General features: G+C 72.7%; 19 protein-coding genes. 7 read left to right on the top strand and 12 right to left on the bottom strand.

The genetic code is table 11. From position 1 onward, the window contains the following. Positions 1–11: 11 nt before the first annotated feature. The 3 genes from ACE1OA_RS10730 to ACE1OA_RS10720 form a co-directional block, all read right to left on the bottom strand. Entirely contained in the window at positions 12–620 is a 609-nt protein-coding gene (locus ACE1OA_RS10730) for a helix-turn-helix domain-containing protein (RefSeq protein ID WP_356775490.1), read from the bottom strand. A 286-nt stretch (positions 621–906) separates the two neighbouring features. After that, positions 907–1,602 (bottom strand): response regulator, encoded by a 696-nt coding sequence (locus tag ACE1OA_RS10725; protein ID WP_356607642.1) that lies wholly within the window; start codon positions 1,600–1,602, stop codon positions 907–909. Beyond that, positions 1,599–3,458 carry a sensor histidine kinase gene (locus ACE1OA_RS10720; protein ID WP_432752694.1) on the bottom strand — a complete coding sequence of 620 codons (1,860 nt, stop codon included), beginning with the start codon at positions 3,456–3,458 and terminating at the stop codon, positions 1,599–1,601. The genes ACE1OA_RS10725 and ACE1OA_RS10720 overlap by 4 nt, the downstream gene beginning before the upstream one ends. Before the next feature lie 201 nt (positions 3,459–3,659). Here ACE1OA_RS10720 and ACE1OA_RS10715 point away from each other — a divergent pair, with 201 nt between their 5' ends. Next, the gene (locus tag ACE1OA_RS10715) at positions 3,660–5,021 is read left to right on the top strand and encodes a cation:dicarboxylate symporter family transporter (RefSeq protein WP_356607777.1); all 1,362 of its coding nucleotides are present in this window, start codon (positions 3,660–3,662) and stop codon (positions 5,019–5,021) included. Positions 5,022–5,171: 150 nt separating this feature from the next. Here ACE1OA_RS10715 and ACE1OA_RS10710 read toward each other — a convergent pair whose 3' ends face one another. The 3 genes from ACE1OA_RS10710 to ACE1OA_RS10700 form a co-directional block, all read right to left on the bottom strand. After that, entirely contained in the window at positions 5,172–6,644 is a 1,473-nt protein-coding gene (locus ACE1OA_RS10710; RefSeq protein WP_356607638.1) for a glycoside hydrolase family 16 protein, read from the bottom strand. Between the two features lie 81 nt (positions 6,645–6,725). Then, the gene (locus ACE1OA_RS10705; RefSeq protein ID WP_432752693.1) at positions 6,726–7,664 is read right to left on the bottom strand and encodes an aldo/keto reductase; all 939 of its coding nucleotides are present in this window, start codon (positions 7,662–7,664) and stop codon (positions 6,726–6,728) included. After that, entirely contained in the window at positions 7,664–8,557 is an 894-nt protein-coding gene (locus ACE1OA_RS10700) for an NAD-dependent epimerase/dehydratase family protein (protein ID WP_432752692.1), read from the bottom strand. Before ACE1OA_RS10700 ends, ACE1OA_RS10705 begins: the two co-directional genes overlap by 1 nt. A 67-nt stretch (positions 8,558–8,624) precedes the next feature. Between ACE1OA_RS10700 and ACE1OA_RS10695 the strand changes: the two genes are divergently transcribed. The 3 genes from ACE1OA_RS10695 to ACE1OA_RS10685 all read left to right on the top strand — a co-directional run bounded on the left by ACE1OA_RS10695 (position 8,625) and on the right by ACE1OA_RS10685 (position 10,191). Further along, complete coding sequence (locus tag ACE1OA_RS10695) at positions 8,625–9,155, top strand: Lrp/AsnC family transcriptional regulator (RefSeq protein ID WP_356775460.1); 531 nt, start codon at positions 8,625–8,627, stop codon at positions 9,153–9,155. A 300-nt stretch (positions 9,156–9,455) separates the two neighbouring features. Next, a complete protein-coding gene (locus tag ACE1OA_RS10690) occupies positions 9,456–9,866 on the top strand; it encodes a MerR family transcriptional regulator (RefSeq protein ID WP_356607630.1) in 411 nt (136 codons plus the stop codon). Further along, the gene (locus ACE1OA_RS10685) at positions 9,856–10,191 is read left to right on the top strand and encodes a thioredoxin family protein (RefSeq protein WP_356607628.1); all 336 of its coding nucleotides are present in this window, start codon (positions 9,856–9,858) and stop codon (positions 10,189–10,191) included. Before ACE1OA_RS10690 ends, ACE1OA_RS10685 begins: the two co-directional genes overlap by 11 nt. Positions 10,192–10,396: 205 nt before the next feature. Here ACE1OA_RS10685 and thrS read toward each other — a convergent pair whose 3' ends face one another. Next, on the bottom strand, positions 10,397–11,632 hold the full coding sequence (gene thrS / locus ACE1OA_RS10680; protein WP_432752691.1) for a threonine--tRNA ligase: 1,236 nt from the start codon (positions 11,630–11,632) through the stop codon (positions 10,397–10,399). A 396-nt stretch (positions 11,633–12,028) separates the two neighbouring features. Between thrS and ACE1OA_RS10675 the strand changes: the two genes are divergently transcribed. Next, the gene (locus ACE1OA_RS10675; RefSeq protein ID WP_432752690.1) at positions 12,029–14,266 is read left to right on the top strand and encodes a HelD family protein; all 2,238 of its coding nucleotides are present in this window, start codon (positions 12,029–12,031) and stop codon (positions 14,264–14,266) included. Between the two features lie 44 nt (positions 14,267–14,310). Here ACE1OA_RS10675 and glgB read toward each other — a convergent pair whose 3' ends face one another. The 5 genes from glgB to ACE1OA_RS10650 form a co-directional block, all read right to left on the bottom strand. Next, positions 14,311–16,626, bottom strand: coding sequence for a 1,4-alpha-glucan branching enzyme (gene glgB, locus ACE1OA_RS10670; protein ID WP_432752689.1), 2,316 nt, complete (start codon positions 16,624–16,626; stop codon positions 14,311–14,313). Positions 16,627–16,903: 277 nt separating this feature from the next. Next, positions 16,904–18,253 (bottom strand): maltokinase N-terminal cap-like domain-containing protein, encoded by a 1,350-nt coding sequence (locus ACE1OA_RS10665; RefSeq protein WP_356608597.1) that lies wholly within the window; start codon positions 18,251–18,253, stop codon positions 16,904–16,906. Between the two features lie 225 nt (positions 18,254–18,478). Further along, positions 18,479–20,206, bottom strand: coding sequence for a maltose alpha-D-glucosyltransferase (treS, locus tag ACE1OA_RS10660; protein ID WP_356608595.1), 1,728 nt, complete (start codon positions 20,204–20,206; stop codon positions 18,479–18,481). After that, the gene (locus tag ACE1OA_RS10655; protein WP_432752688.1) at positions 20,203–22,197 is read right to left on the bottom strand and encodes an alpha-1,4-glucan--maltose-1-phosphate maltosyltransferase; all 1,995 of its coding nucleotides are present in this window, start codon (positions 22,195–22,197) and stop codon (positions 20,203–20,205) included. The genes treS and ACE1OA_RS10655 overlap by 4 nt, the downstream gene beginning before the upstream one ends. A 356-nt stretch (positions 22,198–22,553) precedes the next feature. Next, positions 22,554–23,495: an SDR family oxidoreductase gene (locus tag ACE1OA_RS10650; RefSeq protein ID WP_432752687.1), complete on the bottom strand. Its 942-nt coding sequence runs from the start codon at positions 23,493–23,495 to the stop codon at positions 22,554–22,556. 116 nt (positions 23,496–23,611) lie between these two features. Here ACE1OA_RS10650 and ACE1OA_RS10645 point away from each other — a divergent pair, with 116 nt between their 5' ends. Both ACE1OA_RS10645 and ACE1OA_RS10640 read left to right on the top strand, forming a co-directional pair. Next, complete coding sequence (locus ACE1OA_RS10645) at positions 23,612–24,685, top strand: AraC family transcriptional regulator (RefSeq protein ID WP_356608589.1); 1,074 nt, start codon at positions 23,612–23,614, stop codon at positions 24,683–24,685. Positions 24,686–24,854: 169 nt separating this feature from the next. Further along, on the top strand, positions 24,855–26,285 hold the full coding sequence (locus ACE1OA_RS10640) for a 4-hydroxyphenylacetate 3-hydroxylase family protein (RefSeq protein WP_384875636.1): 1,431 nt from the start codon (positions 24,855–24,857) through the stop codon (positions 26,283–26,285). Positions 26,286–26,321 lie beyond the last annotated feature (36 nt).

The following is a 26,321-nucleotide window of genomic DNA, read 5'->3' as shown; positions in this document are numbered from 1 at the left end:
CGGGACGGACCTCAGTCTCCCGTCGCGTCCCAGAAGTGGTCGATGATGCCGTCCAGGTAGGCGCGGCCCGAGTCCCCGCTGTCGCCCGAGGCGCCCCAGCTGCTCGTGGCGGCCATCCTGGCGTGGTAGTCGGTGTGCAGTTGCTGGAGCGCGGACTCCAGGACCCGCTTCGGCAGCGGCAGCATCCGCACGGCGGGCCGGACGTACGCCTGCCAGCGGGTGGTCGCCGCGTCGCGGAGCAGGGCGGCGAGGTCCTCGTCCCGGCCGGTCGCGGTCAGCAGGGCGCGCGGCCCGAGGGAGAGGGCCTCGGCGAGGGCGGCGGTCTGGCGTTCGTTGCCGCGCCAGCGCCCGCTCTCCTCCATCCTCAGATACGCGGCCGGGTCCACGCCGACCCGCCGGGCCAGGTCCTCGGGCGTGAGGGAGCGGGCCATCCGGTACTCGCGCAGGGTGGTCGCCGCGGCGAGCAGGTCACCGGGCGCGCACCACAGGACTCCGGCGAGCGCGGTCATCTCCTGCGAGTTCGGGGCGAGCCGGCCACGCTCCCACGCGACCACGGTGTCGGGGGTGACATGAAGCCCGTACTGGGCCCGCAGACCGTAGGCGACATGGCCCGGGGCCATGCCGAGGCCCTCGCGCAGACGGCGCGCGGCGACGGTGTCGAACGGGGGAGAGGGCTGGGACTGGGGTTGGTGCACGGCGCCACAGTAGAAGCGGAACGTCACGGGTGGCTACGGTGCGTTTACCCAAGGCCAAATGTCGTAGGAATGGGGGAACCGATGAGTAACCGAGGGAGATCGGTCACTCACGGTGAGTCTTCGCGCGTAGAGGAGGGATCCCGTTCGACGCTGCGTGCGACGGGCCGTCCGGAAGGGTCCGGGGCGCTCCGGGGCGGGGTCCGGCGGCCGGTCAGCGGGTGCGCCCGGCCGAGGTGATCCAGCGGTACTGCAGCTCCGGTCGCCCGATCTGCCCGTACTGCGGCGCCCGCGCGGCCCGGCCGTCCGTGACCAGGTGCTCCAGGTAGCGCCGCGCGGTGATCCGCGAGATGCCGACGACGTTCCCGGCCTCGGCCGCGGTCAGTCCCTCGGGGGAGTCCCGGAGCGTACGCGTGACCGCCTCCAGCGTGGGGGCGCTCAGTCCCTTGGGGAGGGCCGCGGGCTGCGGGGTCCGCAGGGTGGCCAGTGCCCGGTCGACCTCGTCCTGCCCGGACGCCTCGCCCGCGGCGGCGCGGAACTCCGCGTACCGGGCCAGCCGGTCCCGGAGCGTGGCGAAGGTGAACGGCTTCAGCACGTACTGCACGACCCCGAGGGACACCCCTTCGCGGACGATCGCCAGGTCGCGTGCGGAGGTGACGGCGATGACGTCGGCGGAGTGCCCGGCGGCGCGCAGCGAGCGGAGCAGGTGGAGGCCGTGGCCGTCGGGGAGGTAGAGGTCGAGCAGGATCAGGTCGACCGGCCCGCGCTCCAGGCACCGCACGGCGGCCGCCCGGGAGTGGGCGACCCCGGTGACCGTGAACCCGGGCACGCGCCCGGCGTACAGCGCGTGCGCGTCGGCGGCGACGGGGTCGTCCTCGACGACGAGGACACGGATGGGCGTGCTGTTCATGCGGTCACCTCGGTGCGGGCGGAGCCGGACGCCGCGGGCCCGGCGTCGCCGGGGACGGACGGGGCGGCGGGGTCGGTGCCGAGCGCGGTCGCGAGGGCGGCCGGATCGGTGGTCCGCTGCCCCACGAGGCCGGGCCTCCGGTCCAGCGGCAGCCGTACGGTGAACTCGGCGCCGCCGTCCGGGGACGCGGCCAGCGTCACCGTGCCGCCCGCGCGCGCCGTCGCCTGGCGGACCAGTGCGAGACCGAGCCCACGGCCGGGTCCGTGAGTGGACCACCCCCGGTCGAACACCGTCTCCCGAGCCTCCTCGGCGACCCCGGGGCCGGTGTCGGCGACACGGATCAGCAGCACGCCGTCCCCGGCCCGGGCGGTGACCGTCACCCGCGGTCCGGGGCCGGCTGGGAACCCGGGACCGCCCGTGGATCCGGGACCGGCCTCGTCCTCGGCCTCTGCGTCCTCGTCCTTCCCGGCGGTCTCCCCGGTCTCGTCGCGCTCGGCGTTCCCGTCCTCGGACCCCTCCGGGCCGAACGTCGCCTCGCCCGCCGCCTCCACCGCGTTGTCGATCAGGTTGCCCAGGATCGTCACCAGGTCGCGGGACGGGATCGCGGGCGGCAGCAGGCCGTCGTCGATGCGGCTGTCCTCGGTCAGGACGAGCTCCACGCCCCGCTCGTTCGCCTGCGCCGCCTTTCCCAGCAGCAGTGCCGCCAGGACCGGCTCGCCCACCGCGTCGACCACGCGGTCGGTGAGCGCCTGTGCCAGTTCCAGTTCGGCCGTGGCGAAGTCGACGGCCTCGTCCACCCGGCCCAGCTCGATCAGCGAGACCACGGTGTGCAGGCGGTTCGCCGCCTCGTGCGCCTGGGAGCGCAGGGCCTGGGTGAATCCCCGCTCCGAGGTCAACTCCCCTGACAGTGCCTGGAGTTCGGTGCGGTCCCGCAGGGTGACGACCGTCCCGCGCCGTTCGCCGCCCACCACCGGGCCGGTGCTGACGACCAGCACCCGGTCTGCCGTCAGATGCAGCTCGTCCACCCGCGGCTCCGAGGCCAGCAGGGCTCCGGTCAGGGAGGCGGGCAGCCCCAGGTCGGCCGCCGACCTGCCCACCACGTCCGCGTCGAGGCCGAGCAGCTCCCGCGCGCCGTCGTTGATCAGCGCGATCCGGCGCTGTCCGTCCAGCATCACGAGCCCCTCGCGCACCGCGTGCAGCGCGGCCTCGTGGTAGTCGTGCATCCGGCTCAGCTCGCCCGCGTTCATGCCGTGGGTGTGCCGGCGCAGCCGCGCGTTGATGACGTACGTGCCGACGCCGCCGAGCGCCAGCGCGGCCCCCGCCATCCCCAGCAGTGCCGTGACCTGCTCCCGGACCTGTTCGCTGATCTTCTCGATCGTGATGCCCGCGCTCACCAGCGCGACGACGCGGCCCTGGTCGAGGACCGGGGCCACCGTCCGCACGGAGGGGCCGAGGACGCCCAGGTGCGTCTCGGAGAAGGTCCGGCCCCGCAGGGCCGGCTCGATGTGCCCGAGATACGTGCGCCCGATCTGGTCCGGCTCGGGATGGGTCCAGCGGGTCCCGTCCGGTGCCATGATCACCACGAACGTGACACCCGAGTGGTGCCGCAGCGACTCCGCGTACGGCTGGAGCAGCTCCGTCGGGCGCCCCGAGCGGGCCGCCTCCAGCACCGCCGGCGACTCGGCCACCGCCGTCGCGGTGGCGTGGGACTGCCGGCGCGCGGTCTCCTCGGCCTGGCTCCGGTCGGTGACGTACGCGAAGGCGGCGCAGCCGGCCACGATCGCCGCCACCAGCACGACCTGCATCGCGAAGAGCTGGCCGGCGAGGCTCCGGGGCCGGGGGAAGGGTATGCGCATGCGGGTAAGTGTGCCCGGCCGGATTTGCGCCGGGGAATCGGATCGTCCGAATCGTTCCCGGGTCGAGGCCGGGCCGTGGGCGACGGTGTCGCGGAGGCGTGTGTGAACGAAACGCACGTAACCGTGACCCGGGTCACAGGCTGATGGATAGTCGCGGGGATCCACCGGGACGTGGACACCCATTAGCACGAGGAGGACCCCGTGGCCGCACAACGGGACCGTACCCATTACCTGTACCTGGCAGTCATCGGCGCCGTGCTGCTCGGCATCGCCGTCGGCTTCCTGGCTCCGGGCGTCGCCGTCGAGCTCAAGCCGCTGGGCACCGGCTTCGTCAACCTGATCAAGATGATGATCTCGCCGATCATCTTCTGCACGATCGTGCTCGGTGTCGGCTCGGTCCGGAAGGCGGCGAAGGTCGGCGCGGTCGGCGGGCTCGCCCTCGGGTACTTCCTCGTGATGTCGACCGTGGCCCTCGCGATCGGCCTCGTCGTCGGCAACCTCCTGGAGCCGGGATCCGGGCTGCACCTGACCAAGGAGATCGCCGAGGTCGGTTCCAAGCAGGCGGAGGGGGCGAGCGAGTCCACGGCGGACTTCCTGCTCGGGATCATCCCGAAGACCCTGGTCTCGGCCTTCACCGAGGGCGAGGTGCTGCAGACCCTGCTCGTCGCGCTGCTCGCCGGCTTCGCGCTCCAGGCGATGGGCAAGGCGGGCGAGCCGGTCCTGCGCGGGATCGGGCACATCCAGCGCCTGGTGTTCCGCATCCTCGGCATGATCATGTGGGCCGCGCCCGTCGGCGCCTTCGGCGCGATCGCCGCGGTCGTCGGCGCCACCGGCATGGACGCGCTGAAGTCGCTCGCCGTCATCATGATCGGCTTCTACGTGACCTGCGCGCTGTTCGTCTTCGTGGTCCTCGGCACGCTGCTGCGGCTGGTCGCCGGCGTCGACATCCTGAAGCTGCTGAAGTACCTGGGCCGCGAGTTCCTGCTCATCCTCTCCACGTCCTCCTCCGAGTCGGCCCTGCCGCGGCTGATCGCGAAGATGGAGCACCTGGGCGTCAGCAAGCCCGTCGTCGGCATCACCGTGCCGACCGGCTACTCCTTCAACCTGGACGGCACCGCGATCTACCTGACGATGGCCTCGCTCTTCGTCGCGGAGGCGATGGGCGACCCGCTCTCGCTCGGCGAGCAGGTCTCCCTCCTCGTCTTCATGGTGATCGCCTCGAAGGGCGCGGCGGGCGTCACCGGCGCCGGTCTGGCGACCCTCGCGGGCGGCCTGCAGTCGCACCGCCCCGAACTGGTCGACGGCGTCGGCCTGATCGTCGGCATCGACCGCTTCATGAGCGAGGCCCGCGCCCTGACCAACTTCGCGGGCAACGCGGTCGCGACCGTTCTCGTCGGCACCTGGACCAAGGAGATCGACAAGGCCCGGGTGTCCGAGGTGCTCGCCGGCCGTGCCCCGTTCGACGAGAAGACGCTCGTCGACGACCATGCCGTCGCGGAGGTCCCGGACCAGCGGGCCGAGGCGGCCGACGAGGGCGACGAGAAGGCGCGCGCCGGCGTCTGAGGATCCCGGGTCCCGGGCCTTGAGCCGGATCCGGGCCTCGGGCAGGGGCTGTCCCGTAGCCCCCCGGGGACTACGGGACAGCCCTCGAGGGAGGACCCCGGCCCGCCTGCGGCCGGGGTCCTCCCTCCGTGTCGGGGTGTCGCGGGCGGGTCAGGAGAAGGGGACGGTCACCAGGGAACGGTTCCCGATCCCCAGCGTGCTCGGCCCGTTGCCGATCGCGTTCCACACCTCGATCCGGACCCGGCCGTTGACCAGGTTCCCGTGCGTCCCGGTCGCCGACTTCAGGCCGCGCGCCTGCGTGTAGTGCTCGTCGCCGGGCACCGGATCGGTGGCGAAGTACTGGTAGGTCTCCGTACGGTCCCAGGTCCCGTCGCCCGTGCGGTCGTAACTCACCCGCACCTGCTGGCCGTTGGCCACCACCGTCCCGGCGTCCACGAACAGGTCGAACTGCGTCGAACCGCCGTTGTACGTCCGCGTGATCGGGCCCGAGGTGAAGACCTGCGGACTGGCCGGGGTCCCGTCGTGGTTGGCTCCGCCCGCCGACGCCAGGGTCACCGTCGAGGCCGTGGTCGCGTCCCCGGCCCCGCCGCCCGGCCGCAGGTACAGCTGGGAGGAGCCGGACGGCGGCGGAGTGGTCGGGGGAGTCGTCGGCGGCGTCGTCGTACCGCCCCGGGTCCAGACCGCCACGTAGTCGACCAGCATCGGCCGGCCCGGCACGGTCGCCGCGGTCGGCGTCTTCCCGGCCAGCGCGTCGGGGAAGGCCCCGCCCATCGCGACGTTGAGCAGGATGAAGTAGCCGGCGTGGCTGGTCATGTCGGCCCAGGCGGCGGCGCCCACCCGGTTCTCGTCCACGCTGTGGAAGAGTTGGTCGTCCACGTACCAGCGCAGCGCGTTGGGCGAGACCGAGCGGTCCCACTCGAAGCGGTAGGTGTGGAAGGCCGACTGGCAGGTCGCCCCGGGGCAGGCGCGGCTGGCGCCGATGCCCGTCGTCTCGCCGCACGGGCCGCCCGGGTTCACCCCGCAGTGGAGCACGCCCCAGACGGAGTTGAGCCCGTTGACGTTCTCCATGATGTCGAACTCGCCGATGGCGGGCCAGTTCCAGTAGTTGCCCCGGTACGGTGCGCCGAGCGCCCAGAAGGCCGGCCAGTAGCCGAGGGCGGCGTCGCCCGTGACGTTCGGCATCTGGATGCGGCCCTCGATGCGCAGGGTGCCGCCCTCGGGTGCCTTGAAGTCGGCCCGCTTGGTCTCGATCCGGGCGGAGGTCCAGTTGCCCGCGCCGTCCCGGAGCGGGGTGATGCGCAGGTTGCCGGTGCCGTCGAGGCGGAGGTTGTCGGGGCTGGCGGTGTAGTTCTGGATCTCTCCGGTGCCCCAGTTGCCGGGGCCGCCGGGATAGCCGTGACCGGTGTCGATCTGCCAGTCGGCGGCGTTCGGGAGGGAGCGGTCGGGGCCGTCGAAGTCGTCGCTCCAGCGGAGCGACCAGCCGGGGGCGGGCGGGACGGCGCCGCTGGCGCTGCCGGCTCCGCCGCCCAGGCCCAGCAGGGCGCCGGCGGCCAGCGCGGCGGCCAGCAGCGAGGCGAGCACCGGGGTACGGCGGGTGCGGGGGGTAGGTCTGACGCGGCTCAAGAAGAACACCTCCGGGAAGGATGGTGCGCGGGGGGTGCGAGGGGGGTGCGCGCGGGTGGTGCCCGCGTGCTGAGAGCGCTCTCAGGGAGCTTTTGTAGTTGGAGACACCGGTCCCGTCAATGGGGCCGGTGTCTTCGGCTGTTGAACGCCCAGCTCGGCCAACTCCTGCTCCGTGAGAACGAGTTCGGACGCCGCGGCCGAATCCCGCACCGTCTCCGGACGGCTCGCGCCCGGGATCGGCAGTACCGTGCCCGGCCGCGCGAGCAGCCAGGCCAGCGCGATCCGCTGCGGACTCACCCCACGGGCCCGCGCCACCCGGTGGAAGGCCGCGAGGGCGGGGTCCGCCGCCTGGCCCGAGGCGCCGTCCAGCGCGCTGCGCGAGATCCCGCCCAGCGGACTCCACGGCAGGAAGGCGAGGCCGAGTTCCGCGCAGAGCCGCAGCTCCGCCTCGCCCGAGCGCACCGCCGGCGAGTACCGGTTCTGCACGGAGACGAGCCGCTCGCCCAGGATCTCCCGCGCGAGCCGGATCCCGTGCGTGTCCACGTTGGAGACCCCGGCCAGCCGGACCGTTCCGGCGTCCAGCAACTCGCGTACCGCGCCCAGGGATTCGGCATAGGGGACGGCGGGATCCGGCTTGTGGAGCTGGTACAGCCCGATCGCCTCGCCCCCGAGGCGCCTCAGCGAGGCCTCGGCGGCCCTCCGCAGATGCCCGGGCCGGCCGTCGACCGTCCAGCCGCCGTCGCCGGTACGGCCGCGGCCGCCCTTCGTCGCCACCAGCACGTCGTCGGTCCGGCCGCCGTACGCGGCCAGGGCCCGGGCCACCAGCCGCTCGCCCTCGCCCGGCTCGCCGCCGGGTGGATGGTAGGAGTCGGCGGTGTCCAGCAGCGTGACCCCCGCGTCGAGCGCGGCGTGCACGGTGGCCACGGCCCGGGCCTCCTCGGGGCGGCCCTCGATGGAGAGCGGCATGGTGCCGAGCCCCACCGCGCCGACCCGTACGCCACCCAGCGTCAGGGCGCGCATCAGAGCGCCCTCAGGGTCTCGGAAAGGGCCTGCGAAAGCCATTCGGAGGAATGCCGGAACGTGAATCCCAGACCGGTCGCGCGGGCGTTGTCCATTCCGTACGAGCGGGCGAAGGAGAACGGCGACACCTCACCGACCTCCACCTCCTGGAAAACAGCACGTCCGCCCGTCTGCCGGACGATCTCGGCGCAGATGTCGGCGGTGCCGAGAGGCCCGTGGGAATGGGCGTTGACCGGCCCGGTGAAGCCGGCCCCGGCCGCCCAGGCGAGGAACGCGGCGATCTCCTCCACGTACACGTAGGTCGCCGGACGGTTCCGCACCGGCACCCGGATCGGCTCGCCCGCCCGGACGCGCCGCGCGTAGTGCTCGACCCGGCCGGTGAAGTCGTCCGCGCCACCCAGCACGTGGGCGACCCGCACCGAGGTCCAGGCGAAGGCGGATCCGGCCGCGAACACCGCTTCGGCCTGCCGCTTCCCCTCCCCGTAGTGCGCCTCGCGGAACTCCGGGTCGTCCCACGGCAGCTCCGTGTCGACGACCACCGTGGCCAGGTCGAGGGCGTCCTCGGCGACCGGCGCGGCCGAGTCCTCGTACCCGTACACCTCCACGGTCGACGTCATCACATAGCGCCCGGTGCGCCCCGCGAACACCCGCCGGGCGATCTCCGCCTGGCGCGGCGTGTAGCAGACCTGGTCCACGACCACGTCGAAGGAAAGGCCCTTCAAGGCCTCCTCCAGGGCGGCCTCGTCGTCGCGGTCGGCGACGATCCTGTCGACGCCCTCCGGGCCCGGGGAAGAACCCCGGTTGAGCATCGTGACCCGATGCCCCGATTCCCGCAGAAGCGTGATCAGCCGCTTTCCGAAATAGCGGTTCCCACCGATGACCAGAACGTCCACGAATTCCAACTCCCTTGTGCGGTGGGACAAGTGTTACGTTGTCCGCGCGCCGTCTGAAGGGGGAAACATGGGAGTTCCGGCCGCCGCACCGAAGGAACCACGGCATCTGCGATCCGCCGCCGACGGAACCTCGGCAGCGGCCTTCGACCCCATCGACCGGCAGATCCTCGACCTCCTGCAGAGCGACGGCCGGATCAAGCTCAGCGAGCTCGGCCGCCGGGTGCGGCTCAGCCCGGCCGCCGTCACCGAACGCGTGCGCCGGCTGGAGGCGTGCGGCGCGATCACCGGCTACGGCGCGCACGTCTCCCCGGCCCGGCTCGGCTACGGCATCCAGGCGTTCATCCGGGTCGACCCGCACGGCGGCTACACCCTGCGCAGCCCGCGGACCCTCGAACTGACCGGCCGGCCCGAGATCCTGGAGGCCCACCATGTGGTGGGCGAGGACTGCTGGTTCCTCAAGGTCGCCGTCACCGACACGCTCCACCTCGAGGAGATCCTGGAGCAGACCTCCGCGCTCGGCCGGACGACGACCTCCATCGTGCTCTCCTCCCCGGTGGAGCGGAAACCGCTGCTGCCGCCCGACGCCCACCGCCCTTGACACCGGCGCGGCCGTCCGGTTCGGATGGAGGCACTCACGTCGCGTGCCGGTCCGCGCTCGAAAGCGGAGGCATGGAGGCACGAGGGCAGTAGGGACGGGCTTTGCCTCTCCGGTCCACCGAAGAAACCACCCATCGATTCCGCACCCGCGCCGCGTGCGCCCGGCTCCGTGACGGGCCGCCGAGTGACGCCGCGTACCCGGAGGGGCCGCCGGCCGTCCCGTCGTCGCGAGCGGTCGGCTGAGGGCGCCGTGCCGTCCCTGCTTGCCTTGACGTCGGCGTCAAGGCTTACGTTCGGAGACATGCGCATCGGCGAACTGGCCGAGCGGGCGGGAACCACCACGCGGACTCTGCGGTACTACGAGTCCCGTGGCCTCCTGGCCGCCCGGCGCACGGAGAACGGCTACCGCACCTACGACGAGGACGACCTGCGCCTGATCCGGCAGATCCGGACCCTGCAGGACTTCGGGTTCGAGCTGGAGGAGACACGGCCGTTCGTCGAGTGCCTGCAGGCGGGGCACCCGGCGGGCGACGCCTGCCCGGCGTCGCTCGACGTGTACCGCAGGAAGCTCGCGGAGCTGGACGTGCTCGTCGGGCAGCTCCAGGCGGTGCGCGCACAGGTCGCCGCGCAGCTGCTGCGGGCCGAGGCGGAACTGCCCGGCGGCCCGGAACCCACGTGCGAACTCGGAGGAGGAGGCAGCGATGCGAAGTGAGGGTGTCACCGCGGTGACGGAGTCGGACTTCGACACGGAGGTCCTGGGCGCGGACAGGCCGGTGCTGGTGAAGTTCACCGCGGACTGGTGCGGGCCGTGCCGGCAACTGGGCCCGGTGCTCGGCGCGATCGCCGGCGAGGAGGCGGACCGGCTGAAGATCGTGGAGCTGGACGTGGACCGGAACCCCGGCATCGCGGTGCGCTACGGCGTCCTGGCCACGCCGACGCTGATGGTGTTCCGGGCCGGCGAACCGGTGAAGTCGATCGTCGGCGCCCGCCCGAAGCGGCGGCTCCTGCAGGAACTGGACGACGTGCTGACCTCCTGAGCCGGGCCCGGCCGGTCCCCGGGGACCGGCCGGGCCCGAGGCCCTAGGGGGTGTCTTGCCGATCAGGCCGGATTAGTGAGCGGTGTCCTGGGGCTTCGGATCCAAGGCGGAGGAGAGAGGCATGGCGGAGCCATGCCGACCGACGACAACGCCGGAGACGGAGTCGCAGGACACCGCGAGCCCGGCAAGATCGGCAAGACGCCCCCTAGCCCGCCGGCCACAGCTCCGGGCTGCGGGCCGCCACCAGGTCCCCCACCCGGGCCAGGACCTCGCCGGCCGGCCGCGGGTCGAGCCGGCGGCCGTCGCGCAACCGCAGTGCCACCAGGCCGTCGGCGGCCTCCTTCGGGCCGACGACCGCCTGGTACGGGACGAGGCGGGCCGCCCGGATCCGGGCCCCCAGGGTTCCCCGGCCGGGTTCGGCGACCTCGGCCCGCAGGCCGAGCCGGACGCAGCGCGCGGCCAGTTCCTCGGCCTCCGGCGACTGGGCGTCGGAGACCGGCAGGATCGCCAGCTGGACGGGGGCGAGCCAGGCGGGGAAGGCGCCGCCGTGCCGCTCGACGAGATGGGCGACGGCCCGCTCGATGCTCCCGACGACACTGCGGTGGATCATGACCGGCCGGTGCCGGGCACCGTCCGCGCCGACGTAGCGCAGGTCGAAGCGTTCGGGCTGGTGGAAGTCGATCTGCACGGTGGACAGGGTGGACTCACGGCCCGCCGCGTCGGCCACCTGGACATCGATCTTGGGTCCGTAGAAGGCCGCCTCGCCCTCGGCCGCCTCGTAGGGCAGCCCGGAGCGGTCGAGCACCTCGGTCAGCAGGGCGGTCGCCCGCTCCCACGCCTCGGGGGCGGCGACGTACTTCCCGCCGGGGCCCGGCAGGGAGAGCCGGTGGCGGACGGGCTCGATGCCGAGCACCTCGTACGCCCGCCGGATCAGCTCCAGCGCGGCCGCCGCCTCGTCCGCGACCTGGTCGAGGGTGCAGAAGACGTGTGCGTCGTTGAGCTGGATGGCCCGGACGCGGGTCAGCCCGCCGACCACGCCGGACGGTTCGGAGCGGAACATGCCGCCCAGTTCGGCGACGCGCAGGGGGAGTTCGCGGTGGCTGCGGGACCGCGAGCGGTAGATCACCGCGTGGTGGGGGCAGAGGCTGGGCCGCAGGACGACCTGCTCGCCGCCGAGTTCCATCGGCGGGAACATGTCGTCGCTGTAGTGCTCCCAGTGCCCCGAGATCTCGTACAGCTCGCGTTTCCCGAGCACCGGCGAGTACACGTGGCGGTACCCGGCCCGCCGCTCGACGTCGCGGACGTACTCCTCCAGGGCGTGCCGGACGACGGCGCCGTCGGGCAGCCAGTACGGCAGCCCGGCGCCGATCAGCGGGTCGGTGTCGAACAGGCCCAGCTCGCGGCCGAGCCGGCGGTGGTCGTGGGGTGCGGGCGCGTTCATGGCGGTCTCCTCGGGATACGGGAGGAGCGAGCGCCCGGCGCGTACGACGAAGCCCCGGGGCACTCGCCCCGGGGCTTCGTCGCTGGTCAGCAGTCAGCGCGCCGGGACACTCTCCGGCGTCGTCGTGAGGACGGCAGCGCGCTTCATGGAGGGGACGCTAGCAGCGTCCCGTGCGGGCCGCACGGGATTATGCGGTGCTCGCCACCCGGTCCCGGCGGCCGGTCCCGATCCGTGCGTGACCGCGCCCGGATCGTCTTCACGGGCGCACAAAAATACCCCGACGAGTAAATTGACAGTCGGGGTATTGCTTCGCGTATATTCATGGATTCCGTGTCTACGCATAAAGGGAGACGCGGAGGAGTTCAATAAACGCACTGTATCGCGCCGGGAGTCGAATTGTCAACCGAGGAATTTCGGAATGAGCAGGAATTCATCACTCAGCTCTACGCACGACTCGACGACCTGAGGGACCAGGCCGAGGCGGGCGTCGCCCGCGCCCTCGCCACCCCCGGCGAGGGCAGTGCCCAGGCGCGCCTCGAACGGGACGTCATGGTCGCCGAGCAGTCCGGGCTCCTCGCCGCCTTCGACGCGGGGGAGACCGGGCTCTGTTTCGGGCGCCTGGTCTTCCAGGACGGGCGGGACCACCACATCGGGCGCATCGGCATCCGTGAGGACGACCCGAACCGCACCCCCCTGGTCGTCGACTGGCGGGCCGACGTCGCCCGCCCGTTCTACCTCGCCACCGGCCACGAGCCGATGGGGCTCAGCCGCCGCCGCCACATCACGACCCGGGGACGCGAGGTCACCGCCCTCCACGACGAGGTCCTGGACCTCGCCGACCGCACCCGCACCGGCCACGAGAACCGGGACGCCGACGAGGTGCTGCTCGCCGCGCTCGACGCCGCCCGCACCGGACGCATGCACGACATCGTGCAGACCATCCAGGCCGAGCAGGACCGGCTCATCCGCTCCCCGCACCGCGGCATCCTCGTCGTCGAGGGCGGCCCCGGCACCGGCAAGACCGCCGTCGCCCTGCACCGCGCCGCGTACCTCCTCTACGCGCACCGCGAGCAGCTCGCCAAGCGCGCCGTGCTGATCGTCGGCCCCAACCCCGCCTTCCTCGGCTACATCGGCAACGTCCTGCCGTCCCTCGGCGAGACCGGCGTCCTGCTCGCCACACCGGGCGAGCTGTACCCGGGCGTCCGCGCCACCGGCTCGGACACCCCGCGCGCCGCCGCCGTCAAGGGCGCCGCCACGATGGCCGACGCGCTGGCCGCCGCCGTCCGGGACCGCCAGCAGGTCCCCGAGCGGGGCGAGCCGCTGATCGTGCCGCACGACGACGGCGACCTCGTCATCGACTGGGACATGGCCCTCGAAGCCCGTCACAAGGCGCGCGAGACCCGCCTGCCGCACAACCTCGCCCGGCCCTACTTCGTGTTCCGGATCCTCGACGCGCTGGCCGAGCAGCTCGCCGACCGCATCGGCGCCGACCCCTACGGCGGCCCCAACTTCCTCGGCCCCGACGACATCGCCCTGCTCGCCAAGGGCGTCGCCGCCAATCCCGAGGTGCACGCCGCCGTCGACACCCTCTGGCCGGCCCTCACCCCCGAGGCGTTCCTCGCCGACTACCTCGCCGAGCCGACCCACCTGCCCGAGGAGGACGCCGCAGCGGTCCGCCGCCCGTCCGGCCCGTGGACCCCCGCCGACGTGCCCCTGCTCGACGAGGCCGCCGAACTCCTCGGCGAGGACGACTCGGCCGCCCGCGCGGCCGAGGAGGCCGAACGCCAGAAGCAGATCCAGTACGCGCAGGGCGTCCTCGACGTCTCCTTCGCCTCCCGCACCTACGAGTTCGAGGACAAGGAGGAGCAGGACAAGGACGCCTCCGAGGTCCTGTCCGCGCACGACATCATCGACGCCGAGCGCTTCGCCGAACGCCACGAGGAGGCCGACCACCGCAGCGCCGCCGAACGCGCCGCCGCCGACCGCACCTGGGCCTTCGGCCACATCATCGTCGACGAGGCGCAGGAACTGTCCGCGATGGCCTGGCGGTTGCTGATGCGCCGCACCCCGACCCGCTCCATGACCCTGGTCGGCGACCCGGCCCAGACCGGGGACGCGGCGGGTGTCGGCTCGTGGGAGGACATCCTCGCCCCGTACGTGGGGGACCGCTGGGAACTCGTCCGGCTCGGCGTCAACTACCGCACTCCGGCCGAGATCATGGCCGTCGCCACCGCGGTCCGGCGCGAGGCCGACCCCGGGTTCGAGCCGCCCCGCTCGGTCCGTTCCACCGGCGTCGAGCCCTGGGAGCGGACCGTGGAGGACCCGGTGAAGGAGACCGCCGACGCGGTCGCGGTGGAACTGCGTGCCGAGGGGCGCCTGGCCGTCGTCGCGCCGCCCGGCCTGCACCCCGCGCTGACGGCGGCGCTGCCGGAGGCCGCGTACGGGCCGGCGCCGGACCTGACCCGCCCGGTGGTGCTGCTCGACCCCCGGCAGGCCAAGGGCCTGGAGTTCGACACGGTCCTGGTCGTCGACCCGGACACCATCCGGGCCGCCGCCCCGCACGGCGTCAACGACCTGTACGTGGCGCTCACCCGCGCCACCCAGCGGCTCGGCGTCATCCGCCGCGCGCCCTAAGGCCGAGGGGCAGGGGCCCCGCCCGCGGGCGGGGCCCCGTGCGGTCAGGCGGGCCGCAGCCAGACCGTCGCCAGCGGCGGCAGCGTCATCCGGACGCTCGCCGAACGGCCGTGGAAGGGCACCGACTCGGTCTTCACCGGGTCGGGGTTCCCCACCCCGCTGCCGCCGTACCGCGTCTCGTCCGTGTTCAGGACCTCCGCCCAGGCCGCCACGGACTCGGGCACCCCCAGCCGGTAGTCGTGGCGCACCACCGGCGAGAAGTTGCAGACCGCGAGCAGCGGCGCCCCCTCGGCGTCGTGGCGCAGGAAGGCGAAGACGTTGTCCTCGGCGGCGTCGCCCGCGACCCACGCGAACCCCTCAGGCGAGGTGTCCCGCTCCCAGAGGGCCGGGGTCCGCCCGTACACGGTGTTCAGCTCGCGCACGAGGTCCCGCACGCCGCGGTGGTCCGCCTCCGCGCTGTACGAGGGGTCCAGCAGCCACCAGTCCGGGCCGTGGTCCACCGACCACTCCGCCCCCTGGGCGAACTCCTGGCCCATGTACAGCAGTTGCTTGCCCGGGTGGGCCCACATGAAGCCGAGGTACGCGCGGTGGTTGGCGCGCTGCTGCCACCAGTCACCGGGCATCTTGGAGACCAGGGCCTGCTTCCCGTGCACCACCTCGTCGTGGGAGATCGGCAGGATGTAGTTCTCGCTGTACGCGTACACCATCGAGAACGTCATCTCGTGGTGGTGGTACTTGCGGTGCACCGGCTCCTTGGACACGTACCCGAGCGAGTCGTGCATCCAGCCCATGTTCCACTTCATGCCGAAGCCCAGGCCGCCGAAGCCGCCCGGACCGACCTGGTCGGTCGCCCGGGTCACCCCGTCCCAGGCCGTCGACTCCTCGGCGAAGGTGATGATCCCCGGGCAGCGCCGGTACACGGTGGCGTTCATCTCCTGGAGGAACGCGACCGCGTCCAGGTTCTCCCGGCCGCCGAACTCGTTCGGCAGCCACTCCCCGTGCTCGCGCGAGTAGTCGAGGTAGAGCATCGACGCGACGGCGTCCACCCGCAGCCCGTCGATGTGGAACTCCTCGCACCAGTACACCGCGTTGGCGACCAGGAAGTTCCGCACCTCCTTGCGGCCGTAGTCGAACTCCAGCGTCCCCCAGTCGGGGTGCGCCGAGCGCCGCGGGTCCTCGTGCTCGTACAGCGGGCGTCCGTCGAACTCGGCGAGCGCCCAGTCGTCGCGCGGGAAGTGCGCCGGGACCCAGTCCATCAGGACCCCGATCCCCGCCCGGTGCAGCGCGTCGACCAGGAACCTGAAGTCGTCGGGCGTGCCCATCCGGGCCGTCGGCGCGTAGAAGCCGGTCACCTGGTAGCCCCACGAGCCGCCGAACGGGTGCTCCGTGACGGGCATGAGCTCGACGTGGGTGAAGCCGAGGTCGCTGACGTACGCGGGCAGCTGCTCGGCCAGCTGCCGGTACGTCAGGCCGGGCCGCCAGGAGGCCAGGTGCACCTCGTAGACGGACAGCGGCGCCTCGTGGTGCGGTCGGGCGCCGCGCTTCGCCATCCACTCGGCGTCGTCCCAGGCGTAGGCCGAGTCGGTCACGATCGAGGCCGTGTTCGGCGGGCACTCGGTCCGGCGGGCCATCGGGTCGGCGCGGACCGTGTGGGAGCCGTCCGGACGCGTGATGTCGTACTTGTAGAGCGCGCCCACGGCGATGCCGGGCACGAACAGCTCCCACACCCCGGTGGAGCCCAGCGAGCGCATCGGCAGGCCGGTGCCGTCCCAGTGGACGAAGTCGGCGGTGACCCGCACGCCGCGGGCGTTCGGGGCCCAGACGGTGAAGCGGGTGCCGGTCACGCCCTGGTGCGTCATCGGCCGGGCGCCGAGCGCCTTCCACAGCTCCTCGTGCCGGCCCTCGCCGATCAGGTGCAGGTCGAGCTCGCCGAGGGAGGGCAGGAAGCGGTACGGGTCCTGGACCGCGAGCTCGTCCCCGTCGTAGCGCACCCGCAGCTCGTACGCGGGGACCTTGCGCAGCAGCGGCAGGACCCCGGAGAAGAAGCCGTCCCCGTCGTCGTGCAGCACGGTCCGCCGGCCCTTCGCGAGGACCGCGACCTCACGGGCGAACGGGCGCAGCACCCGGACCACGACGCCGCCGCGGACCGGGTGGGCGCCGAGCACGCCGTGCGGGTCGTGGTGCTCGCCCGCGAGCAGCCGGGCACGGTCGCCCGCGTCGAGCGGCGGCGCCGGCCGCGCGACCGTCCGGTCCGGCTCGGCCTCCGCCCGTGGCGCGGGCGTCCGGGCGGCCGCCTTCTTCGCCGGGGGCACCTCGTCGGTCGTCGTTCGGGCCGTCTTGCGTGCGGATCGGGCGGTCACGGGTATGCCTCCAGCAGCGGAATCGAAAGGATGGGGTGAGGGAGATGCGGCGGTTCCCACGCAACCGCAACGGCGGCCGCGCCGCACAGGACACTCCGCCGAACGGGCATCGCGTCCCGGTCCGGGCCCCGGTCCGCCCGGCGCCGCGCCGTGCGGTGCGCCGAACGGGGGATCCGCGGGGGCGGCGCGGGACGGCCGGGGGAAGGAACCGGCCGCGGGGTGCGGGGCCGTCCCGCCCGGTCGGGCGGCACGGTCGGGAGGTGACGCGGGTGCGCCGTCACTCCGCCCCCGCCAGACGGTGGATGGCGGCCATCGGCACCGGCAGCCAGTCCGGCCGGTTGCGGGCCTCGTAGAGGACCTCGTAGACAGCCTTGTCCGTCTCGTAGGCGCGCAGCAGCGCCGGATCCGAGCGCGGGTCGGTCCCGGAGGCGGCCGCGTAGCCCGCGCAGTACGCGTCCCGGCAGCGGGCCGCCCAGTCCGCGTTCCACGGCCGGTGGGTGCGGGCCGCGTAGTCGAAGGAGCGGAGCATGCCCGCGACGTCCCGGACCGTGGGCTGCGGGCGGCAGCGCTCGGTGAGCGGCTTCGCGGGCTCCCCCTCGAAGTCGATCACCGCCCAGCCGCCGTCCGCGGACCGCAGCGTCTGCCCCAGGTGGAGGTCGCCGTGGATCCGCTGGAGCTGCCCGGCCCCGACCGTGCCGCCGGCCGCCGCGAAGACGGCCCGGAGCCCCGGCACGTACGGCAGCAGCGCCGGCACCGCCTGTGCGGCGGAGGCGAGACGCTGGTCCATCTCCCGGGCCAGGTGCTCGGTCTCGGTCCGGCGCAGCCGCTCGGTGGGCAGCGCGGTCGCCAGGGCGAGGTGCACCTCGGCCGTGGCCCGGCCGAGCGCGTGCGCCTCCTCGGTGAACTCGCGCTCCTCGGCCAGCGCGTCCAGCGCCAGCCGCCAGCCGTCGCGGGAGTCCCGCAGGTACGGCTGGAGCACCCCGAGCGTGCTGGCGCCCGACTCGAACCAGGCGACCGGCTCGGGCACCCGCTCGCAGCCCGCCCGGGCCAGCGCGAGCGGCAGCTCCAGGTCGGGGTTGGCGCCGGGACTGACCCGGCGGAAGATCTTCAGGATGTACGAGTCGCCGTACACCAGGGAGGAGTTGGACTGCTCCGCGTCCAGCACCCGGGGGGCCGGCGAAGCGGGCAGGGCGGCGGTGCCGCAGAAGCGCAGCGGACCGATCCGGCCCGGGGTGCGCAGTCGTTCGTAGAGCAGTCCGGCGAGCCGCGGGTCGCGCAGCCCTTCGTAGACGGCCCGGCCGGCCAGGGGCCCCTGCCGGATCCGCCCGATCAGGGCGGGGGCGAGGCGTGGCGGCAGTTGGGTCCTGACACCGAGCAGCAGCTGATAGCAGTCGGCGGGTTGACCGGCCGGTCGTCCGGGCTGTTCGACCCGTACCAGCAGGTGCAGTAGACCGGGTCCCGCGCCGTCCAGCGGCAGCAGCTCGGTGGCCGCTTCCAAGGTGAATCCGGTGACCCGGCGGCCCTTGCCCGCGAACCAGCGCTGCCGTGGCAGCCATTCATGGAGCAGGGGAGCGAGTGACGGAAGGAGGGCGGCCGGGGCCCGGGTGGTGGATGCGGTCTCCGGCATGGCATCGCGTCCTTTCCCCGGGGGGCGCACGTGGGAGTTCAAATGCGCAGAGTGTCCCGGATTGCAGCATGAACTGTCCGGCTGTGCGGGACGTGTCGGGTGGGGAAGATCCGTATGGGCCCGACAAGAAGGCCCGTATGGACCTGAATCGACCGTGTGTGGGACACAGTGCCCAGGGTGGCGCGGGGGAAACCCGCCCCACCCCGGTCAGTTGACGGTCGGTGATCAGCCGATCGCGCGGCGGCTCTTCTTCAGTCGGAACCAGTAGAAGCCGTGACCTGCGAGAGTGAGCAGATACGGCCACTGGCCGATGGGCGGGAAGCGCACCTGGCCGATCAGTTCGACCGGATGCATTCCCTCGAACTGGCGGAGATCGAGCTCCGTCGGCTGCGCGAACCGCGAGAAGTTGTTCACGCACAGGACCAGATCGGCGTCCATCCCCTCCTCGGGGGCGGACTCCCGCAGGAAGGCGAGCACGGCCGGATTGGACGAGGGCAGCTCCGTGTAGGAGCCGAGCCCGAAGGCCCGGTTCTGCTTACGGATCTCGATCATCCGCTTCGTCCAGTGCAGCAGCGAGGACGGCGAGGCCATCCCCGACTCCACGTTGGTGACCTGATAGCCGTGGACCGGGTCCATGATGGCCGGCAGGGTCAGCCGGCCCGGGTCGCAGGACGAGAAGCCCGCGTTCCGGTCGGGTGTCCACTGCATCGGGGTGCGCACCCCGTCGCGGTCGCCGAGCCAGATGTTGTCGCCCATCCCGATCTCGTCGCCGTAGTACAGCACCGGCGAGCCGGGGAGCGAGAACAGCAGCGCGGTGAACAGCTCCATCTGCTTGCGGTCGTTGTCGAGCAGCGGTGCCAGGCGCCGCCGGATGCCGATGTTGGCCCGCATCCGGGGGTCCTTGGCGTACTCCGCGTACATGTAGTCGCGCTCTTCGTCCGTGACCATCTCGAGCGTCAGCTCGTCGTGGTTGCGCAGGAAGATGCCCCACTGGCAGCCGTCCGGGATCGCCGGGGTCTTGGCCAGGATCTCGGAGACCGGGGTGCGGGACTCGCGCCGCACGGCCATGAAGATGCGCGGCATCACGGGGAAGTGGAACGCCATGTGGCACTCGTCGCCGCCCGCGGTGAAGTCGCCGAAGTAGTCGACGACGTCCTCCGGCCACTGGTTCGCCTCGGCGAGCAGCACCGTGTCGGGGTAGTGGTCGTCGATCTCCTTGCGGACCCGCTTGAGGAAGCCGTGGGTCGCCGGGAGGTTCTCGCAGTTGGTGCCCTCCTGCTGGTACAGGTACGGCACCGCGTCCAGCCGGAAGCCGTCGATCCCGAGGTCCAGCCAGAACTTCAGCGCGGACAGGATCTCCTCCTGCACGGCCGGGTTCTCGTAGTTGAGGTCCGGCTGGTGCGAGAAGAAGCGGTGCCAGTAGTACTGCTTGCGCACCGGGTCGAAGGTCCAGTTCGACGTCTCGGTGTCGACGAAGATGATCCGGGCGTCCTGGTACTGCTTGTCGTCGTCGGCCCAGACGTAGTAGTCGCCGTAGGGCCCGTCCGGGTCGGAACGGGACTCCTGGAACCACGGGTGCTGGTCGCTGGTGTGGTTCATGACGAAGTCGATGATGACGCGCATGCCGCGCTGGTGCGCCGCGTCCACGAACTCCACGAAGTCGGCCAGGTCGCCGAACTCGGGCAGCACCGACGTGTAGTCGGAGACGTCGTAGCCGCCGTCCCGGAGCGGGGACTTGAAGAACGGCGGCAGCCAGAGGCAGTCCACCCCCAGCCACTGGAGGTAGTCCAGCTTGGACGTGATGCCCTTGAGATCGCCGACGCCGTCGCCGTTGCTGTCCTGGAAGGAACGGACGAGGACCTCGTAGAACACCGCCCGCTTGAACCAGTCGGGATCACGGTCCTTGGCGGGGGTGTCCTCGAAGGTGTCGGGGACGGGTTCGTTGACAGTCATGAGGTGGGTGACCCTCCGGTCTGCGGGGACGGTCGCAGGACGAGGACGTGCGCGGGCGTGACACCCGGCTCGAGGCGCACATAGCTGGCCCTGCCCCAGTGATAGGTCTCGCCGGTGAGCTCGTCGCGCACCGGTACGGTCTCGTGCCAGTCGAGGCCGAGTTCCGGCATGTTCAACGAGACCGTGGCCTCCTGGGTGTGGTGAGGGTCGAGATTTGCGACCACCAGAACCGTGTTCGAGCCCGAGCGCTTGCTGTACGCGATCACCGCGTCGTTGTCGGTGGCGTGGAAGTGCAGCCCGCGCAGCCGGCGCAGGGCCGGGTGCCGGCGCCTGACCCGGTTCAGCGTGGTGATCAGCGGGGCGATCGACGCCCCCGACCGCTCCGCCGACTCCCAGTCACGGGGCCGCAGTTGGTACTTCTCCGAATCCAGGTACTCCTCGCTGCCGTCCCGCAGCGCGGTGTTCTCGCACAGCTCGTAGCCGGCGTAGACGCCCCAGGTGGGCGAGAGGGTCGCGGCGAGCACCGCGCGCACCTCGAAGGCCGGCCGGCCGCCGTCCTGGAGGTAGGCGTGCAGGATGTCGGGGGTGTTCACGAAGAGGTTGGGCCGCATGTGCGCGGCCGCGTCCCCGGACAGCTCGGTGAGGTACTCCGTCAGCTCCTGCTTGGTGTTGCGCCAGGTGAAGTACGTGTAGGACTGCTGGAAGCCGACCGCGCCGAGCGTGCGCATCATCGCCGGCCGGGTGAACGCCTCGGCCAGGAAGATCACGTCCGGGTCCGCCCGGTTGATCTCGCCGATGACCCGCTCCCAGAACACCACGGGCTTGGTGTGCGGGTTGTCGACGCGGAAGATCCGGACGCCGTGGTCCATCCAGTGCCGCAGGACCCGCACGGTCTCGGCGACGATCCCGTCCATGCCGTCGCCGGCCGCGTCGAAGTCGATGGGGTAGATGTCCTGGTACTTCTTCGGCGGGTTCTCGGCGTACGCGATCGAGCCGTCCGCGCGGTGGCGGAACCACTCCGGGTGCTTCTCCACCCACGGGTGGTCGGGCGAGCACTGGAGCGCGAAGTCCAGCGCGATCTCCAGCCGCAGTTCGCGGGCCCGGGCCACGAAGGCGTCGAAGTCCTCGATGGTGCCCAGGTCCGGGTGGACCGCGTCGTGGCCGCCCTCCGGCGAACCGATCGCCCACGGCACGCCGACGTCCTGGGGGCTCGCGGAGAGCGAGTTGTTGGGGCCCTTGCGGTGGGTGGTGCCGATCGGGTGGATGGGCGGCAGGTAGACGACGTCGAAGCCCATCGCCGCGATCGCCGGCAGCCGTTCGGCCGCGGTGCGGAACGTTCCCGGAACGGTCCGGCCCCGGACCTTCTTCACGCCCTCCGAGCGCGGGAAGAACTCGTACCAACTGCCGAACAGCGCCCGCTCGCGCTCCACCTGGACCGGCAACGCGGGCGAGGCACTGAGCAGTTCGCGCAGCGGGTGGCGGTCGAGCGTCCCGGTCACGCGCGGGTCGAGCGCGGCGGCGAGGCGGGCCGCGGCGGGCCGGGACCCGTCGCGCAGCGCGTCCGCCGCGGCGAGCACGGCCTCCCGCCCGCCGCCCTTCTTGGGGACGCCCTTGGCGGCGCGCTCGTGGAGCTCCGCGCCCTCGGCGAGGACCAGTTCGGTGTCGATCCCGGCCGGAATCAGGATTTTCGCGTGGTGGCGCCAGGTCGCGAGCGGATCGCTCCACGCCTCGACGGTGTACGTCCACGGGCCCTCGGCGTCCGGCGTGACCTCGGCGCCCCACCGGTCGGTGCCGGGCGCGAGCTCGCGCATCGGGGTCCAGGGGCCGGGGCGGCCCGAGGGGCCGCGCAGGACGACGTTGGCGGCGACGGCGTCGTGGCCCTCGCGGAAGACGGTGGCCGACACTTCGAAGGTCTCTCCGACCACCGCCTTCGCGGGCCGGCGACCGCAGTCGACCAGCGGGCGGACGTCCAGTACGGGAATACGTCCCATGAGCGGATTCACAGCATCACCTGAGGGGTTACGGGGGTGCGGGTGGTTGTGCGCTCTTTGTAGCTCCGTGGACGGCTGGCGGGTTGCGGGCATGGCCGCTCCTGTCCGCGTTCACTCGGATGGCGGATCTACGGGCTGTACCGGAGGAGCCTTCCACTGGATTCGGGTGGGCAATCCGGCGCTTTGTTAACTACTAGGACGTAGCCGTGCGGACAAGCACACGACGCCCACAAGAAACCGGCCCCGTCCTTGTGGGGCGGGGCCGGTGGGCCGGGGGCGCGCGGAAGTGCGGGTGCGGCGCGCGGTGTCCGGCGCGCGGGGTGTCCCGGGTCGCGGCGTTCCGCCGCCCGCCCGCGTCAGCCCTGCGGGGAGGCCGACTGCTCCTCCGTGTCGCTGGACCACACCTGCCACGGCTGACGCATGACCCACTCGTCCACCGGGGCCGGCTCCACCGCGAGGACCTCCGCCGAGACCCCGTCGTCGGCCGCGAGCAGCAGCGGGTCGGCGCCCGTCGCCATGTAGTGGTAGATCCCCGCGACTCCGGCCGCCGCGGCCGGGCCCAGGAGCCGGGCCAGGCCGCGCTCGAAGACGTCGGGGGGCAGCGGCAGGTACTGCACCGACCTGCCGAGCCCCCGGCCGAACGCGGCGGCCAGCTCGGCGCCCGTCAGCGCGTGCGCGCCGCCGATGTCGAAGGTCCGCCCCTCCAGGCCGTCCGTGGTCAGCGCGGCGAGCACCGCCCCCGCCAGGTCCCGGTGCGAGAGCCAGGCCGTCGGCGCGGACGCCGGCAGCGGATAGGCGAGGACGCCCTCGTCGACCAGGGCGGGGCCGTTCCACGGCGAGAAGAGGTTGTCCAGGTACACCGGCGGCCGGACGACGACCAGCGGGATCCCGCTCTCCCGGAACACCTCCTCGGCGATCCGCCGCGTCTCGAACGCGGCCACGGACGTCGGGCCCTGCGGGATACGGGTGTTGGAGTTGTAGACCAACCGCACGATGCCCGCCTCGACGGCCGCGTGCGCGATGTTCCGGGCGTACAGGCGGACGCGCTCCGGCTCGTACACCAGCGGCAGCACGACCGAGGCGTGCGTCATGCCGTCGAAGAGCCGGCGGACGTCGGCGGGCCTCGCCAGGTCGCCCGCGACGAAGGAGGCGCCCGGCAGCGGCGGACGGTCGCCCGCCGGACGCCGGGTCAGGGTACGCACCTTGTGGTGCCGCTCGGTCAGCAGGCGAGCCACCGCGCCGCCCTGGAAACCGGTCGCTCCCACGACGGCGACCCGCATCGGAATGTGACTGGACATGTGTGTGAAGGGCCCTTCGATAGGCTGTGACGGCTGCCGTGACGGCACTCTCAGGCTGGCGGCGGCGGCTTCGGCCGTTCAATTAACAAACCGGGGCGGAAGTTGAAGGATCGTCCATGGAAAACGTGCGAACCGATCGTGACGACCGACGTGAGGACCAGCGCGACGAGTGGGGCACCGACCAGCCCCGCGAACAGGGCCGGGAACGCCGCCGCACCCCGTGCGAGGAACGGCGCGGGGACCGCTGCGACGAGGAACGGGACGACCTGCTCAGCGAACTGCTGAAACCGCTCCGGCTCACCGGGGTCTTCGACAGCCGCTGGCACGTCCGTGCCCCCTGGGCCATCGAGGGCGACGCCGAGCAGAGCTGCGCCGTCCTGCACTACATCGTGGAGGGCGGCTGCTGGATCACCGGCGACGGCCAGGCGCCGCTGGAGCTGCACGCCGGCGACCTGATCGTCTTTCCCACCGGCATCGCCCACCGGCTCTCCGACCGGCCCGACCGCCAGGGCGTGCCGCTCAAGGCCGTCCTTCCCGAGCGCCAGCCCGGCACCTCGGGCGAGATCGTCATCTCGGGCGACGGGGCGGTCAGCCGGCTGCTCTGCGCCGGACTCCACTACGACGCCAGCGCCGCCACCGGCCTCTACACCTCGCTGCCCTGGGCGCTCGTCCTCGACGGCGCGCAGGTCGACCGCGAACCGCTGCTGCGCGACACCCTGCGGCTGCTGGCCGCGCCCGACCGGCCCGTCGGCCCCGGGGACCGTCTCATCACCCTGCGCGCCTTCGAGATGGCCCTGGTGCTCGCGCTCCGCCCGCTGCTGCGCGAACTCGCCGACAACCCCGCCACCCTGCCCGTGCTGCGCCATCCCGGCATCAGCCGCGCGATGGTGATGATCGCCACCCGGTACGCCGAACCGTGGACGATCGAGTCCCTGGCACGCGAGGTCGGCATGTCCCGCTCGGCCTTCACCGCGGCCTTCCGCGAGCTGGTCGGCGAGGCCCCCGCCCGGCACCTCACCGGTCGGCGGATGCAGGAGGCGGCCCGGCTGCTCACCGAGACCTCGATCCCGCAGTCCGCCGTGCCGCCGCGCGTCGGCTACCAGAGCGCGGTCGGCTTCCACCTGGCCTTCCGCAAGTGGTTCGGCATGACTCCGGGGGAGTACCGCTCCGGCTACGACCACGCCGCCTGACGGCCGCCGCCCCGTCCGGCCACGCCCGATGCGGTACGAAAACCGCATTCGCCGCATTCGGCTGGCCGGTTCTTAAGGACCGCTGGACGGACGTTCATTGCCCGGGTGCCCCGGGCCGGACAGGCTCGGGACGGCAACAGCCGTGGCACAGGAGGAGAGGCGACAAGCGGTGACGAGGTCCGGGCACGAGTATCTGGAGGCGCTGCGTGACGGGCGCGAGATCTGGCTCGACGGCGAGCGGATCAAGGACGTCACCACGCATCCCGCCTTCCGGGCCACCGCGGCCTCCTTCGCCGGGCTCTACGACCTCGCGCACGACTCCCCGCACACCCCGCTGCTCGTCCAGGGCGGGGTGCACCGGGCGTACGCCGTGCCCCGCTCGTACGAGGACCTGGTCGCCCGCCGGCGGGCGTACAAGGTGTGGGCGGAGGCCGGTTACGGCTTCCTGGGCCGCACCCCGGACTACATGGCCTCCGGCGCGGCCGGGTTCGCCGCCCTGCCCGGGGTCTTCACCACCGACGGCTTCGACGGGGCCGCGAACGCCCTCGCGTACCACCGCAGGCTCGCCGAGGGCGACCTCCACTGCGCCTTCACCCTCACCGACCCGGCCTCCGGTCAGGGCGAGGACGACCTGACGGTGCGGGTCGTGGCCGAGCGCGACGACGGCATCGTCGTCCGCGGGGCCAAGACCATCGGCACCGGTGCGGTGTTCGCCGACGAGATCCTCGTCGGCACGATCGAACCGCTCGCCCCCGAGCACGCCGCACGCGCGCTGAGCTTCTCGATCAGGGCGGACACGCCCGGACTCCGGCTGATCTCGCGGACCTCGTACGAGGCGGGCGCGCGCTCCGTCTTCGACCAGCCGCTGTCCGCCCGCTACGACGAGAACGACGCGATGCTCGTGTGCGAGGACGTGTTCGTGCCCTGGGAGCGGGTGCTGACGTACCGGGACGTGGACGCGACCGCCGCGATGTGGTGGCGCACCCCCGCGTACCTGAACTTCGTGCACCAGTCGGCGACCCGCTTCTGGACCAAGCTGGAGTTCCTCACCGGCCTGGCCATCCTCGTCGCACGCTCGAACGGCACGGACGGGGTGCCGGCGGTCACCCAGGCGATCGGCCGGCTCCTCGGCATGGTCGCGCAGGCCAAGGCCTTCGTGCTCGCGGCGGAGGCGTCGTGGGAGCCGGTGGACGAGGGCAGGGGCGGGGTCCGGCCCGGGCAGGAGATCTCCTTCGCCCAGCGGATCATGGCGGGCGAGCTGTACCCGCGGGCCGTCCAGGACATCAAGCTGCTCGCGGGCGGGGCGATCATCCAGCAGCCCGCCTCCGGCCGCGATCTGCTCCACCCCGAACTGGGACCCCTCGTCCACCGGTACTTCCGCACCCCCGGGCATCCGGCGGAGGACCGCCTCAAGCTGCTCAAGCTCGCCTGGGACGCGCTCGGCTCGGAGTTCGCCGGCCGCCACGAGCAGTACGAGCGCTTCTACCAGGGCGCCCCGCACGTCTACCTCACGATGCAGACCTGGGCGGGCGCGGCCGACGACTGCACGTCGCTCGCCCAGGCGTGTCTGGACGGCTACGACCTCGGGACCACGCGGTGAGGCCCCGGGCGCCCCGGGCGGGGCGGCGGGCCACCC

This window comes from Streptomyces sp. JL2001, assembly GCF_050917515.1.
Taxonomy (GTDB): Bacteria; Actinomycetota; Actinomycetes; order Streptomycetales; family Streptomycetaceae; genus Streptomyces.
This window is presented reverse-complemented; position numbering and strand designations above follow the sequence as displayed.

Coding starts and splice junctions, on each gene's coding strand:
- ACE1OA_RS10650 (WP_432752687.1), bottom strand. CDS start 23,495: ATGTCCAGTCACATTCCGATGCGGGTCGCCGTCGTGGGAGCGACCGGT.
- ACE1OA_RS10665 (WP_356608597.1), bottom strand. CDS start 18,253: ATGCCGGAGACCGCATCCACCACCCGGGCCCCGGCCGCCCTCCTTCCG.
- thrS (WP_432752691.1), bottom strand. CDS start 11,632: ATGAACGCGCCCGCACCCCACGACCACCGCCGGCTCGGCCGCGAGCTG.
- ACE1OA_RS10725 (WP_356607642.1), bottom strand. CDS start 1,602: ATGAACAGCACGCCCATCCGTGTCCTCGTCGTCGAGGACGACCCCGTC.
- ACE1OA_RS10685 (WP_356607628.1), top strand. CDS start 9,856: ATGCGAAGTGAGGGTGTCACCGCGGTGACGGAGTCGGACTTCGACACG.
- ACE1OA_RS10695 (WP_356775460.1), top strand. CDS start 8,625: ATGGGAGTTCCGGCCGCCGCACCGAAGGAACCACGGCATCTGCGATCC.
- ACE1OA_RS10705 (WP_432752693.1), bottom strand. CDS start 7,664: ATGCGCGCCCTGACGCTGGGTGGCGTACGGGTCGGCGCGGTGGGGCTC.
- ACE1OA_RS10720 (WP_432752694.1), bottom strand. CDS start 3,458: ATGCGCATACCCTTCCCCCGGCCCCGGAGCCTCGCCGGCCAGCTCTTC.
- ACE1OA_RS10690 (WP_356607630.1), top strand. CDS start 9,456: ATGCGCATCGGCGAACTGGCCGAGCGGGCGGGAACCACCACGCGGACT.
- treS (WP_356608595.1), bottom strand. CDS start 20,206: ATGACTGTCAACGAACCCGTCCCCGACACCTTCGAGGACACCCCCGCC.
- ACE1OA_RS10655 (WP_432752688.1), bottom strand. CDS start 22,197: ATGGGACGTATTCCCGTACTGGACGTCCGCCCGCTGGTCGACTGCGGT.
- ACE1OA_RS10730 (WP_356775490.1), bottom strand. CDS start 620: ATGGCCCCGGGCCATGTCGCCTACGGTCTGCGGGCCCAGTACGGGCTT.
- ACE1OA_RS10645 (WP_356608589.1), top strand. CDS start 23,612: ATGGAAAACGTGCGAACCGATCGTGACGACCGACGTGAGGACCAGCGC.